Consider the following 13746-nt stretch of genomic DNA (forward strand, 5'->3'; position numbering starts at 1 on the left):
TTATTGAAGAAACAGGCCGCTTTTGCCATCGTAGGTCATTTCGATTTTGTTCACGCCGCCGCCAAATTTGGCAACAGACTTTTTGCCATTGACGTTTTTGAGGCGTTTGGCATCAGTGTCAGCGGTGATGATGGTGCCGCTTCCGAAATCGCTTTCCAGCCAGATATATACATTGGAGCAAGGGGTTTCCTGAATCTGCTGGGTGGCCAGCACAGAGGCGGCCGAAATCGGATTTTGTTCTTCAATCTTCTGGTTGACCAGAACGCTTTGTGCGAGGCCAAAAGTCAGGCTGGGATATTGATCGTAAGGCATGTCGTTTTGCGCGGCAAAGGTATCGGCCCCCACATTGGGATCTCTTACTGGCTGACTGAAGCCTGACTTCTGATCAAAAGTGTAGATAGACCCGGTTATGGCGGGTCCGGGGTGGGTTTGGGACATTTTTTTGATTTGTTCACCGTTTTTGTTGGCCGATGAGGTGGAAACGTAGATCCAGTATTCTTCCGACCACTGAATGGAATTGTGCTCGAAGGGGGCAAAGGCAGTCCAGATCACATTTGCTGACGAATTGCTTACTGGTTTCGCCAGGGCGACTTTCTGCCGTGCGTCAAAAATAACGTTGAGGTCTTTGGGGGTAATATTGAGGGTGAGGGTGAAATTCATGATGGCTCCTGAGAAATTTATTGTCTGAGTAATATTGCAGATTGGACGTAAAGACGTTGAAGCCGGCCTGCGTTTGGGGGGGCTGAACATGATTTTCTGGTTCAGATGTGCGGTCGTTACGCAATTGTCTGTTGATCGAAATGATGCCTGCTTCGTCTCGTCGTTCGTTAAGTGTTAGTTGGGCATAAAGCGTGCACCAGTACGTCTATATGATCAAGTTTTATGTAACCTTGGGTTGAGTTGTGGGTTTTGCGTCAACCAGAATAAAAACGTTGGCATGCAAAAACAGAAAAGAAGCCAGCGCGGGGTTCGCTGGCTTCAGGTTTGTTCGCTTATGTTTTCATGACGAAGACATGGTCGGTCTGCCAAAACCGGGGCAGGGGAGGCCCCGGTTTATCGGCAGAAACGGTCAGGCTGTTATTTACTGATGAAACAGGCCGCTTTTTCCGTCATAGGACATGTCGATTTCCGTCACGCCGCCACCAAATTTGGCAACCGTCTGTTTGCCCGTCACGTCGGTGACAATGGTGGAGCTTTCGAAATGGCCTTCCAGCCAGATATAGACGTAGGTGTAAGGGGTTGCCTGGATCTGCTGGGTGGCGAGGACCGATGTGGCTGAAATCGGTTTGCGATCCTGGATTTGCTGGTTGACCTGGGCTGTCTGTGACAGACCAAAGGTCAGGCTGGGATATTTGTCATAGGGCATGTCGTTTTGGGCGGCGAAAGTCCCGGAACCGATCGTGGGATTTTTGACCGGCTCGCCAAAGGTTGCTGTTTGACCAAAGGTGTAGATTGACCCGGTCATGGCCGGGCCAGGCTGGACTTCGGACAATTTGGTGATCTTTTCGCCGTTTTTCCCGGCCGATGCGGTCGAGGCATAAATCCAGTATTCTTCCGACCACTGAATGGAATTGCTTTCAAACGGGTCGAAAGCCACCCAGATCACATTTGCCGAAGAATTGCTGACCGGTTTTGCCAGGGCAACTTTCTGCTGTGCGCCATTGATGACTTCTAGGTCTTTTGGGTCGAAATTGAGGGTAAGGGTGAAATCCATGATGTGCTCCTGAAAAATTTATTGTCTGAGCATTTTGCTCGCCGACAGAAATAGCATTAACCAATTTCGCGTATAACGGGAACTGTTCCACTGAGTTTAAGCTCTGAATACTTCTAGTGTGTCGGAGGTGGAAACCATAACCAAGGGCAGTAAAATGGACCGTTATATGTTTAAGGGTTTTCCTATTTACGATCAGGTGGCGTTTGCGAAACTGGAGCAGTTATTTAACCAAAACCGTTCATTGATAATGGCTTCAATGCCGTGGCTGGTGTCGGAGCTGATCGAGGATTTCGGGTTTCGGGTGGCACTGGAATTTATTTACAAGCACGGAGGGCGCAAGATTTATCTGAAGAATGATCGTGCCGATCTGGCCCGGAAAATGGACCTGGATATCTCGCATAGGTTGCATGACCGGATTTTGCATTTTTCCAGCAGCAGTGGCTATGTCGAAATTCCGTCACCGTGGGGGGTGTCGGAATCCATTCGTCGGGCCATGATTATGGGCGATTATTCCAAGGGCATGAACCGCGAAGAAATCCGTCAGACTTATGGCTTGTCCAGTCGGGCGCTGACCAATATTTTCAGCGTCAATCGGGGATAGGGGTGGCTTGGGCAATGATCCGGCCGCGCAGCGGGTCATTGCCAACAGTGTCGCGAAACGGCTCTGCCTTGGTGCGTTTTGCATGTCGCGATTCTGATGATGCGCGTGAAAGGCTGGATCGGCAAAGGGCGGCATGCCCCTTTGAGGGATGATCTGGTAAAATGCCGGTTGTGGGCCGGTTGATTTTCAGCCCGATATGATCTGGATGCTTTTCATTCCGGTGCGGAGCGATTACCAAGACGGCAGGATCAATTTCAATATGGGCCCCACACCATGACCAGCCGCATTAAGGATGCTGCCCTGGCAGCCAATATCACCCCCGAAACCCTTGCCTGGCGCGAGGTGATTTGCCCGGTCACGGCGGCCTATGGTCGTTATGTTGCCAAGCGTGACCTGCGGGGCAAAACCATCGTCAGTTTCCAGCATGTGCTGGAAGATACCATTCCCACCCTGTTGCCTTTTGTGCAGGCCGGGGCGCAGGTAAAGCTTGGAGCCTGTAACCCCGATAGCACGGATGATGCGGCAGCGGCCTATCTGGCGGCAAACGGGGTGGAGGTTCATGCCTTTTCCGGCATGACCCCCGACGAATATGCCAAAAGCATTGATATTTTAAGCGATGAGCCCGCTGACATCATTGCCGATATGGGCGGCGAGCTGATCGAGGCCTTTGTGAAAAAGGGCCACAAGGTGGAAGGTGCGCTGGAAGCCACCACAACCGGTGTGCACCGGGTGGAAAAGCTGGATTTGAATTTTCCGGTGTTTAACTGGAACGATATTGCGATCAAGGACCGCCTGCATAACCGCCACCATGTCGCCCAGGAAATGTGGCCGGTCTTTTCCAATGTAACCGGTCTGGCCCTGTATGGCCGTACGGTGCTGGTCATTGGTTTTGGCCCGGTCGGGCGCGGGGTGGCCGAACGGGCACGCAATTTGGGTGCGGTTGTTTCGGTTGCCGAACGCGACCCGGTCCGTGCGCTTGAAGCCCAGCATCATGGTTGTGCGGTGGTGGACCTGGAAACCGGCCTTAAAAACAATGCCATCATTGTAACGGCGACCGGTCTTTCGGGCATTTTGGGCAAGGCGCAGCTTTCACAGGTGCGGCGCGGGGCGGTTTTGGTCAATGTCGGCCATTCCAACACCGAAATTGATGTGGCCTGGCTTGATACCCTGCCGCGCACCCGTATGCGCCGCCATATTGAACGGTTTGATCTTGATGAAAACAAACAGGTTTACCTGTTAAATCGCGGCAGCCTGCTTAACCTTGCACCGGGCATGGGCGGCTCGGGCAAGGATTTGTTTGATCCGTTCTCGGCCATTTTGCTGCGCGGCATTGACTGGCTGGCATCTGGTGGGGCGGCATCGTTCAAGCCTGGTTTCTGGGATTACCCTGCCGATTTGGAAGTTGAAATCGCCCAGCGAATTTTGGCATCGCACAGTTAGGCCAGATCACCGCAAAACATACGTAAAAGGCCGCAGGTTTCCGATGAAAGCACTGGAATGGATCGAAGAAAGACTCCGCCATGCCGGGTGCCTGCGGCTTTATTGTGGTGGGTTGGCCGTGCAGGCCTATGGCGGGACGCGTCCGCTAAATGATATCGACCTGTTTATCCCGGCGGCCGATTTCGTCCCGCTGGTCGATAATTTGCACCGTTACATTCGTAAACCCGCCATTCGCCAGCGCGAAGCAGGCTGGGATTTGACCTATGTGCAGCTAGTTTATGACGGCATTAAAATCGAAATTGGCAGCGATGACCGTCCGCTTATTCAAAATGGCGCGACGGGCGAATGGTGTGCGCTGACCATTGACTATGCCGCGGCAGAATGGCGGCGTGTTGCCAATTGCACCCTTCCGGTTATGGCCCGGTCACAATTGATTGCTTATAAACGGGTTCTGCAACGCGATGTTGACCGGGTTGATGTTGGCGAAATCGCCTGAATGTGATGCGGTGATACAGCTTCACGCCAAGACTGGAATGTGTCTTAAAAACAGTCGCAATATCAGATACTTGGTTGATACATTTTCTTACAATTTTTTCGTAATCCGGCATAGTTCTGCGACCATGATGTGGTTTAACCGGCCTATGGGCAAAGGCCCGCCGAGTTGGCCGTTTAGAGGCAAAGGACACCATCATGCGTGCGATAAAATGGATTTTCTGGTTTTTTCTGGTCGGCATTGGCGGTCTGTGGGTGGCGGAACACCCTGAATTTTGGGCGCAAGACAATGTCATTTTGCTGCGCAATCAGTTTTTGCAGCTAAGCGGCGTGATGGCAATTTCGGTTATGAGCCTGATCATGATCCTCGCGACCCGGCCCAAATGGCTTGAACCCTATGTAGGCGGGCTGGATAAAACATATCGCTTGCACAAATGGCTGGGTATTGCCGCGTTGAGTTTGGCGGTCATTCATTGGCTGTGGAAAGAGGGGCCCAAATGGCTAAAGGGACTCGGACTGTTGGATTTCAGGCGTCCCCCGCGCCCCTCGCAGGAAGGCTGGAGCCCGTTACAGGAATTCCTGGCATCGCAGCGTCATTTGGCCGAGGGGATTGGCGAATGGAGCTTTTATATTGCCGTGGCATTGATGGTGATCGCGCTGGTCAAACTGGTACCGTATCGCTGGTTCGCCAAAACCCATAAATTCATTGCGTTTGCCTATCTGGCCCTGGTGTTTCATGCGGTGGTTTTGTTTAACTTTGACGATTGGGCCGGGCTAGGTGGCGTGTTGCTGTCCGTGTTTTTAGCAGCAGGGGCCTATAGTGCCGTTTTGGTGCTGACAGGCCGTGTCGGGCGTAAATCCACCGCGATTGCGACACTTGAGAAAACCGACTATTTCCCGGCCATCAAATCGCTGGAAGTAACCCTGAAGGTGGATCAGGGATGGCAGGGGCATCGGGCCGGGCAGTTTGCCTTTGTTACCTTTGATCGGCAGGAAGGCGCACATCCCTTTACCATCGCAACACCCTGGAATGCCGGTGACCGTCGTCTTACCATATTGATCAAGGCCCTGGGTGATTACACAAGCACCTTGCCCGACCATGTAAAGGTTGGTACCCGTGCGCGGATCGAAGGCCCCTATGGTGCCTTTACCTTTGATGCACCGGGAAAACGTCAGGTTTGGATTGGTGGTGGCATCGGCATCACCCCGTTTCTGGCCCGCCTGAAGGAACTGGCCGAACTGCCAGTCGAACAACGCCAGAATATCGACCTTTATCATGCGATCCCGGTGGAGGATGAAACTCTGTCGGCCCGCCTGAAAATGCTGGCCCGGCAAGCAGGAGTGACATTGCATGTCATCATTGATGGACGGGATGATTTATTGACCGGCGCAAGATTGCGTCGTGATGTTGCGGATTGGAAAAGTGCCAGTTTCTGGTTTTGCGGGCCGCGTCAGTTTGGCAATGCCCTTTATCGTGATTTGACGGGCAATGGCCTGCCATCCAAGCGGTTCCATCAGGAGCTGTTCGAGTTCCGCTAGAACCGGCTGAGTGCATAAAAACAGGCAGCAAAGCATTCCGGCTTTGCTGCCTGTTTGGTTTTTGGAGGGAGTCAAGACGGGGCTTGGTGTCAGGCGCGGTAACCGATTCGCAGATTGCCCCAATGTTTGCCATTAACCATGATCGGCACGTCGCATTCCTTCATGAAAACCACCCGGTCGCCCATATCGCGGAAATAGGTTTGCAGTAAAACCGGCTTGGTATTGCGCGCCGCCATCAGCCCGGCGCGATCATCAAAAATACGGCGGTTGCGGGCATTGCCCATGTTCCACATCGGGTCATTGGGGCGCTGTGGCTGGCTGAAGGCCTTGTTGTGGGTGGGAAGATAGCCATTTTGGTCTACAGCGGCGACAAATACGACATGTGGGTCCTTGCCCAGGGCGGCTTCTTGCAGTGGGGCAAAACGGCTATCGGTAAAATCCAGGAACGGTGTGGTAAATTGTTTGGGGTCGGTACCGTCAATCAGCTGGTATTTCGGGCGCATCAAATCTTCAAGTTTCAGATCGCCCTTGCGCACGGCCTCGTCAAACAGTTTGCCCAGTTGTTGCGCCAGCGGTTTGCCCAGTTCGGCTATTTTTTCGTCATGGGCGCGGGTTTTGACCAGCATGCCGTCAATCACCCTGTGGGCCTCTGGAGTTAGCTGGTCAAACTGGATATGCGCGCCCAGGCTTGAAACAGCCTTGATCCTGCCATGCAGGTGAGTGTCCTTTTCCAGGGTAATGGCAACCGGTTTTCCGGCATCTTTCTCGTTGGCGTCAATCCGGGCAAGAAGGCCTGCGGTTGACATATCGGCCGTAACCCCCGTGCGGCGGTCGCCTTTGCCAAAATCCAGTTCAATATCAACCGCAATTGGCACACGCTGGTGCATTGTGGTTCCCGATGTGTTTTTCGATTGTTCTGTTGCGTTGGTTGTGCGCAGAACGGCACGAAAACGTTCATCCATTTCGGTTACATCCTGGCGGATGGTGGAGGCAAGGCCACGGAGGTTTTCCGATGTGTCACGGGCATTGCGGGCCTTGATATGGGCTGTGCCAATATCATCGGTAATGCCCTGCATGTGGCTGGAAACTTCTTTGGCGCTGGCTGAAATGTCCTCTATCGCGGTGGTTTGATGTTGGATGGCGTCGGAAATGTCAATCGACAGGCGATTGACTTCGTCAATGGAGCCGCCAATACCCTCGATCGCGCCAACGGCACTGGATGTTGCCCGCTGGATGGCCTGAATTTGGTCATTGATGTCGGAAATGGCCTTTTCCGTTTGTGTCGCCAGGTTTTTGACCTCGTTGGCGACCACGGCAAAGCCTTTTCCGGCTTCGCCAGCACGGGCGGCCTCGATGGTGGCGTTTAGGGCCAGCATTTTGGTTTGGTCGGATATGCGTTTGACGATATCAACCACCTTGCCAATTTCATCGGCGGTGGTTGACAGGCTTGCCATTGTGCTGGTTGTTTCTTCAACGCGCGATACGGCCTGGCTTGAAATATCGCTGGTCCGATGGATGCGCTGGGCGATTTCCTGGCTGGAGGATTGCAACTGGTCGGTCGCCGAGGCCACCGTGGCGATATTGCCGGTGGCAATGCCGGTGGTTTCGGTGATCCGTTCCACCAACTGGGATAATTCGCGCGAGTCGGTTTCCATTGTCAGGGAAACGTCTTTCATCCGGCCAGCCTGAAAACCGACCTCGGAAATGATATTGTCGGTTTCGCGTTCAATGATTTCGGAAATCGCCTGTATTTCGCTGTGTGCGCGGTTTTCGCCCCCATTTTGCGCCAATAGGCGCCCCAAAAGCGCCCCCATATCGGTACAGAGAGTGGTGCGCAGCGCATCACAGCAGGCCTGTGCCTTGCTGGCGCGCAAGCGGGTGGACACCAAGCGCAGTGCATTGGCAATAACCCCGTCATAGGCGGCAAGAATTTTTGTGGCAGAAGGTGCATGTGACAGACCTGCGAGCGGGTTTTTACCCAGGTCGCGGGCAATGGTTTCCGGGCCACTGGCACTGAGCAGGTTTTGCCAGTATTGCGCCATTTCAGCCCCAAGGTCCGGCGAGGCAGAATTGCCGGAATCGCGCAGGGTATCGCAAAATTCCTGTGCGATTTGGTCAAGGTGGGGCGAAACAATGTCAAAAGCGACAAGAGCATGGGCTTGGGAAGCAGCACCGGGGGATGCCTGACGAATATCCATGAGGAACGTCTCCTGTTGATTTACCGGTTTGGCCCGGTAATTCATTTTCTTGTCATGTAGCCTAGCCCCATATGGGGGCCAAAGTCATATTGAACTTTAGGGGCATGTAAAAAAACGGGTGCCAATACCTGGCACCCGCAAGGCTGGGCCAGTTGGCCCCGGTTCGGTTTTGGCGCGTCAGCGGCCAAGTAATCCGCGGGTTACGACCTGCGCCTGAATTTCGGCAGCCCCTTCAAAAATATTCAGGATACGGGCATCACACAGAATCCGGCTGATCTGGTATTCGGTGGCATAGCCGTTGCCGCCATGAATTTGCAGGGCATTATCGGCATTGGACCACGCCACGCGCGCGCCCAGCAGCTTTGCCATACCGGCCTCGATATCACAGCGGATATCCTGGTCCTTTTCCACCGCAGAAAAATAGGTCAATTGGCGGGCGATCATGGTTTCCACCACCATCCAGGCGATTTTGCCGTAAACCCGCGGAAAGGCATAAAGCGGTTTGCCAAATTGCACCCGTTCCTGCGCATAGCGCATGCCAATTTCCAGCGCATTTTGCGCCACACCCACGGCACGGGCGGCGGTTTGAATGCGGGCGGATTCAAAGGTTGCCATCAATTGTTTAAAGCCCTGGCCTTCCACCCCACCCAACAGGTTTTCTGCCGGAACGGTGAAACCATCGAAGCTAAGCTCGTATTCCTTCATGCCGCGATAGCCCAAAACCTCAATCTCGCCGCCACTCATGCCCTCCGCCGGGAACGGGGTTGCGTCGGTACCGCGCGGTTTTTCCGCCAGCAACATCGAAAGGCCGCGATATCCGGCTTCGTCGGGATTGGTGCGGGTCAGCAGCGTCATCAAATCAGACCGCGACGCATGGGTGATCCAGGTTTTGTTGCCTGTTATCTTGTAGGTATCGCCATCCCGAATCGCACGGGTACGCAAATTGGCAAGGTCTGAGCCATTATTGGGTTCGGTAAACACGGCGGTGGGCAATATCTCACCCGATGCCAGCTTGGGCAGGTAATGTTCCTTTTGCGCATCCGTACCGCCCAGACGAATAAGCTCCGCAGCAATTTCAGACCGCGTGCCAAGCGACCCTACACCGATATATCCGCGCGAGAGTTCCTCGGTCACAACGCACATGGCGGTTTTTCCCATGCCAAGCCCGCCAAATTCTTCGGGGATGGTCAGGCCAAATACGCCCAGTTCGGCCATTTCATTCACAATTTCAATCGGGATCAGCTCGTCGCGTTCGTGCCAGCCATGGGCGTGGGGGGTGACTTTTTCATCGACAAAACGGCGGAACTGGTCGCGCACCATATCCAGGGTGTCGTCTTCCATGCCGCTATCGCCAAATCGGCCGCTGGACAGGCTGTCATTGATTTCCTCGGCAATGGCGCGGCGGGTGGCATCGCTGTTGCCCTGGGCAATCAGGGCTTTGACAGCCGCATTTTTGGCAAAATTTTCAATTGCGTCGTCGGGTGTACCCAGTGCGCCAAGGCGGATAATTTCACCTTGCGACATGGAAATGCCACCGCAAATTTGCGCCAGATATTCGCCAAACGCCGCCTGGGTGATCAATTGTTCCAATCGTCCCAATCGTCTCTGTTCCTCCAGGCGGATGGCCCAGGCATTCATTTGCCGAAGTGCATTGGTATAGGTCGCTAACCAGGCAAAGCCGTGGGCGGCAAACTGGTGGTCTTCCATGCGCCCGGCATCAACTTTGCCGTTTTCGCATACGGTATTTTTCACCGCATCGCGCGTGACCTCATAAAGCGGCTCCAGTGCGCCAAGCGCCCCGGCGCAAAGAGTTTTCAAATCGGGGATCAGGGCATTGTCGGTCATGGCATTCATGGCTTTATCCTGTCTGGCGCGCATGGACGATGCGGGTTGGGGCTTTCCTCGAGCGGCATCAAGCAGCATCGAATGGTATCTTTGTTTAAGAGACGGTCACAGTCAAAGTGGTCGGGTGATCCTGCCTGAATTGGGCGAATGTCAGGCAGGATCACGCCTGTCACAATCGAAGGGGCATCAGGATGCAGCCAGAGGGAAAGCCACATCCCCGCCTGTGGGATTATCCTTCGACCGCGTCTTCAAGGGTGCGCATGCCCGGCCGTTTGGCCTGGACCAGCACGGCCATGTTGCCCGGTTTGTGCTGGTTGCGCATCATCTGCATATGAGCGCGCGGAATATCGTCCCATGAAAAGACTTCCGACATGCTGGGGTCAATACGCCGTTCGATCACCAGCTTGTTGGCCTGCGAAGCCTGCTTGAGGTTGGCAAAGTGGCTGCCCTGAATGCGTTTTTGCCGCATCCAGACAAAACGCGCATCGAATGTCAGGTTAAAGCCGGTGGTGCCGGCGCAAAACACCACCATGCCGCCGCGTTTGACGACATTGCACGATACCGGGAAGGTTTGTTCCCCGGGATGTTCAAAAACAATATCCACATCCACCCCCTTGCCGGTGATGTCCCATATTGCCTTGCCGAATTTGCGTACTTCTTTCATATAGGCGCCAAATTCCGGGCCATTAACGGTGGGAAGCTGGCCCCAGCAGTCAAATTCCTTGCGGTTGATGACGGCCTTGGCCCCCAGGCCCAGCACGAAATCACGTTTGCTTTCATCGGAAATAACGCCAATCGCGTTGGCACCGGCAGTGGTGATCAACTGGATCGCCATTGACCCCAAACCGCCCGAGGCGCCCCAAACCAGCACATTGTGGCCGGGTCGCAAAATATGCGGGCGATGACCAAACAGCATGCGATAGGCCGTTGCCAGAGTCAGGGTGTAGCACGCACTTTCTTCCCAGGTCAGATGTTTGGGGCGCGGCATCAATTGCTGGGACTGCACATTGGTAAACTGGGCAAAGGAGCCATCGGGCGTTTCATAGCCCCAAATGCGCTGGGTGGGCGATAACATCGGGTCGCCGCCATTACATTCCTCGTCGTCGCCGTCATCCTGGTTGCAGTGAATGACAACTTCATCGCCGACCTTCCAGCGTGTCACCTTCGACCCAACCGCCCAGACAATGCCCGACGCATCCGACCCTGCGATGTGAAATGGTTCGTTGTGCACATCAAAAACCGAAATCGGTTTGCCAAGGGCCGCCCAAACACCGTTGTAATTCACACCTGCTGCCATCACCAGCACCAGAACCTCGTGCGAATCCAGGGTGGGAACATCCACCACTTCGCACTGCATCGCGGTATCGGGGTCGCCGTGGCGTTCGCGGCGGATCGCCCAGGCATACATCTGTTTGGGAACGTGACCCAGCGGCGGAATCTCGCCGATTTCATAAAGGTCTTTGACGTCCGGTCCCCCCGGGTATGAAATGACTTCAGCGGCTGTATTCATGGCCTTCACTCCTATTTCGGGCCGCGTAGGGCACGGGATGGCGGCTTGCCGGTTTGGGCGCATTGACACGCGGGCGAGTCTTCGAGAACTGCGGTGTCTAACGCGTTGGTTTTTCTGTCTTGCGTAATTTCTCTTTTATCGCGATGCACAAATTGTTATATAATTACCCAGTAAATGTCCAGTGGGTAATTTAAGAACGTTTTTGTGAAATATTTGGAAAGCGTTCTGGTAACAAATGTACGCGAGGCCGCCATGTCATCTGAACGCACACGCACTGCAACATCGCCGGAACGCGACCGCCCCTGGCTGATTCGCACCTATGCCGGGCACAGTTCGGCCAGTGCGTCCAACGCGCTGTACCGGCAAAATCTGGCAAAGGGCCAAACCGGGCTTTCGGTGGCGTTCGATCTGCCCACACAGACAGGCTATGATTCGGACCATGTGCTGGCGCGCGGTGAAGTGGGCAAGGTTGGCGTGCCGGTATCGCATCTGGGCGATATGGAAACCCTGTTTGACGGCATCCCGCTTGATAAAATGAACACCTCCATGACCATCAATGCCCCAGCGGCCTGGTTGCTGGCGTTATATATTGCGGTGGCGGAAAAGCAGGGCGTAAAGCGTGCCGATTTGCAGGGCACCACCCAGAACGACATCATCAAGGAATATCTGTCGCGCGGGACATATATTTTTCCGCCAGCACCCAGCCTGAAGCTGATTACCGATGTTGCCGCTTTTACCTATCGCGAAATTCCCAAATGGAACCCGATGAATGTGTGTTCCTATCATTTGCAGGAAGCAGGCGCGACGCCGGAACAGGAACTGGCCTTTGCCCTGGCAACGGCGGTTGCCGTGCTGGATGCCGTGCGCAGCTCGGGCCAGGTACCCGATGATGACTTTGCCAAGGTGGTGGGGCGGATTTCGTTTTTTGTGAATGCCGGTATTCGCTTTGTCACCGAAATTTGCAAAATGCGGGCCTTTTGCGAATTGTGGGATGAAATCACCCGTGACCGTTATGGCATTGCCGATGAAAAATACCGCCGTTTTCGCTATGGCGTGCAGGTCAATTCGCTGGGCCTGACCGAACAGCAACCTGAAAACAATGTTTACCGCATCCTGATCGAAATGCTGGCGGTGGTTTTGTCCAAAAATGCCCGGGCGCGTGCCGTGCAGCTTCCGGCCTGGAACGAGGCATTGGGCCTGCCGCGCCCGTGGGACCAGCAATGGTCCCTGCGCCTGCAACAGATCATGGCCTATGAAACCGACCTTCTGGAATATGAAGACCTGTTTGATGGCAACCCGTCGATTGAACGCAAGGTTGCCACCCTGAAGGAAGGCGCACGGGCCGAACTGAGTAAAATTGATGCAATGGGTGGAGCGATTGCCGCCGTGGATAGCGGCTATATGAAGGGCGAACTGGTACGTGCCAATGCCAAACGGCTGTTTGATATTGAAAATGGCATCACCCGCATTGTGGGGGTGAATGCCTATGTCGAAACCGAACCCTCGCCGTTAACGGCAGAGGGCATTCAGTCGATCATGACGGTCGATGACATGGCAGAGCAGGACCAGATTGCCAAGCTGGTGCAATGGCGTGCCGAACGTAATGATGATGCGGTCAAGCAAAGCCTCGAAAACCTGGCGAGTGCTGCCCGTACGGGCGACAACATCATGGAACCGTCCATTGCCTGTGCCCATGCCGGGGTGACAACGGGGGAATGGTCGCAGGTGTTGCGCGATGTATTTGGTGAATATCGCGCGCCAACCGGTGTAACCTCGCTGGTATTGGGCGAAGATGACGGTGCGGATGAAAAAATGACCGATCTGCGCGGCAAGGTGGATGCCGTTTCGCAAAAGCTGGGCACGCGGATGAAAATGCTGGTGGGCAAACCGGGCCTGGATGGCCATTCAAACGGGGCGGAACAGATTGCCATGAAGGCCACCGAGGCCGGCATTGACGTTTTATATGACGGCATTCGCTGGACGCCCGATGATCTGGTGCAAAATGCCCTGAAGCGCAAGGCGCATATTGTCGGCCTGTCGATTTTGTCAGGTTCGCATGTGGCACTGGTACGCGATGTGGTGCGGGGCCTGCGCGATGCCGGGGCCGGGCATATCCCGGTTGTTGTGGGTGGTATCATTCCCGAGGCAGACATGCTGATCTTGCGCCAGATGGGCGTTGCGGCGGTTTATACGCCCAAGGATTACCAGCTGGTTGGCATTATGGCCGATATGGTGCGCATGGTGGGTGACCGGGCAGGGCAATATCGCTCCGGTCAATCGGCTGACCAGGCGCCTTCCACCAATGATGAAGTCGCAATTTACTGAATTGCGTGGGCACATAGGCACATAGGCACATAGGCACATAGGTCTGATCAGAGTGACATGGCTTTAAGCTGCCGTGCCCCTG

At 54.5% G+C, this 13746-nt stretch carries 10 protein-coding genes; 5 read left to right on the plus strand and 5 right to left on the minus strand.

Features of this window, described 5'->3' with window-relative positions; genetic code table 11:
* Positions 1 to 750, minus strand: coding sequence for a hypothetical protein (locus LF95_RS13165; RefSeq protein ID WP_215905682.1), 750 nt, complete (start codon positions 748 to 750; stop codon positions 1 to 3).
* A gap of 331 nt (positions 751 to 1081) precedes the next feature.
* Complete coding sequence (locus LF95_RS13170) at positions 1082 to 1714, minus strand: hypothetical protein (RefSeq protein ID WP_073955521.1); 633 nt, start codon at positions 1712 to 1714, stop codon at positions 1082 to 1084.
* Positions 1715 to 1961: 247 nt separating this feature from the next.
* On the opposite strand from LF95_RS13170, the gene LF95_RS13175 reads away from it, so the two are divergent.
* From LF95_RS13175 to LF95_RS13195, 4 genes are all read left to right on the plus strand, one after another.
* Positions 1962 to 2315 (plus strand): hypothetical protein, encoded by a 354-nt coding sequence (locus LF95_RS13175; RefSeq protein ID WP_215905683.1) that lies wholly within the window; start codon positions 1962 to 1964, stop codon positions 2313 to 2315.
* Between the two features lie 273 nt (positions 2316 to 2588).
* A complete protein-coding gene (locus LF95_RS13185; protein WP_073955524.1) occupies positions 2589 to 3755 on the plus strand; it encodes an adenosylhomocysteinase in 1167 nt (388 codons plus the stop codon).
* A 43-nt stretch (positions 3756 to 3798) separates the two neighbouring features.
* Complete coding sequence (locus LF95_RS13190) at positions 3799 to 4251, plus strand: hypothetical protein (RefSeq protein ID WP_073955525.1); 453 nt, start codon at positions 3799 to 3801, stop codon at positions 4249 to 4251.
* A 194-nt stretch (positions 4252 to 4445) separates the two neighbouring features.
* A complete protein-coding gene (locus LF95_RS13195; protein WP_073955526.1) occupies positions 4446 to 5786 on the plus strand; it encodes a ferredoxin reductase family protein in 1341 nt (446 codons plus the stop codon).
* An 89-nt stretch (positions 5787 to 5875) separates the two neighbouring features.
* Here LF95_RS13195 and LF95_RS13200 read toward each other — a convergent pair whose 3' ends face one another.
* The 3 genes from LF95_RS13200 to ccrA form a co-directional block, all read right to left on the minus strand.
* Entirely contained in the window at positions 5876 to 7984 is a 2109-nt protein-coding gene (locus LF95_RS13200) for a methyl-accepting chemotaxis protein (RefSeq protein ID WP_073955527.1), read from the minus strand.
* A 177-nt stretch (positions 7985 to 8161) separates the two neighbouring features.
* Positions 8162 to 9829 carry an acyl-CoA dehydrogenase family protein gene (locus LF95_RS13205; protein ID WP_073956265.1) on the minus strand — a complete coding sequence of 556 codons (1668 nt, stop codon included), beginning with the start codon at positions 9827 to 9829 and terminating at the stop codon, positions 8162 to 8164.
* Positions 9830 to 10058: 229 nt separating this feature from the next.
* Positions 10059 to 11339: a crotonyl-CoA carboxylase/reductase gene (gene ccrA, locus LF95_RS13210; RefSeq protein WP_073955528.1), complete on the minus strand. Its 1281-nt coding sequence runs from the start codon at positions 11337 to 11339 to the stop codon at positions 10059 to 10061.
* A gap of 252 nt (positions 11340 to 11591) precedes the next feature.
* Between ccrA and LF95_RS13215 the strand changes: the two genes are divergently transcribed.
* Positions 11592 to 13664: a methylmalonyl-CoA mutase family protein gene (locus LF95_RS13215; RefSeq protein WP_073956266.1), complete on the plus strand. Its 2073-nt coding sequence runs from the start codon at positions 11592 to 11594 to the stop codon at positions 13662 to 13664.
* Positions 13665 to 13746: the final 82 nt, after the last annotated feature.

Origin of the sequence: Thalassospira sp. TSL5-1, from assembly GCF_001907695.1 — a bacterium.
Lineage (GTDB): Bacteria > Pseudomonadota > Alphaproteobacteria > Rhodospirillales > Thalassospiraceae > Thalassospira.

Bases quoted from the DNA above. Each gene is read 5' to 3' on its own strand.
- LF95_RS13175 (WP_215905683.1), top strand. From the start codon at position 1,962: ATGGCTTCAATGCCGTGGCTGGTGTCGGAGCTGATCGAGGATTTCGGG.
- LF95_RS13165 (WP_215905682.1), bottom strand. From the start codon at position 750: ATGTTCAGCCCCCCCAAACGCAGGCCGGCTTCAACGTCTTTACGTCCA.
- LF95_RS13215 (WP_073956266.1), top strand. From the start codon at position 11,592: ATGTCATCTGAACGCACACGCACTGCAACATCGCCGGAACGCGACCGC.
- LF95_RS13200 (WP_073955527.1), bottom strand. From the start codon at position 7,984: ATGGATATTCGTCAGGCATCCCCCGGTGCTGCTTCCCAAGCCCATGCT.
- LF95_RS13195 (WP_073955526.1), top strand. From the start codon at position 4,446: ATGCGTGCGATAAAATGGATTTTCTGGTTTTTTCTGGTCGGCATTGGC.
- LF95_RS13190 (WP_073955525.1), top strand. From the start codon at position 3,799: ATGAAAGCACTGGAATGGATCGAAGAAAGACTCCGCCATGCCGGGTGC.
- ccrA (WP_073955528.1), bottom strand. From the start codon at position 11,339: ATGAATACAGCCGCTGAAGTCATTTCATACCCGGGGGGACCGGACGTC.
- LF95_RS13170 (WP_073955521.1), bottom strand. From the start codon at position 1,714: ATGGATTTCACCCTTACCCTCAATTTCGACCCAAAAGACCTAGAAGTC.
- LF95_RS13205 (WP_073956265.1), bottom strand. From the start codon at position 9,829: ATGACCGACAATGCCCTGATCCCCGATTTGAAAACTCTTTGCGCCGGG.
- LF95_RS13185 (WP_073955524.1), top strand. From the start codon at position 2,589: ATGACCAGCCGCATTAAGGATGCTGCCCTGGCAGCCAATATCACCCCC.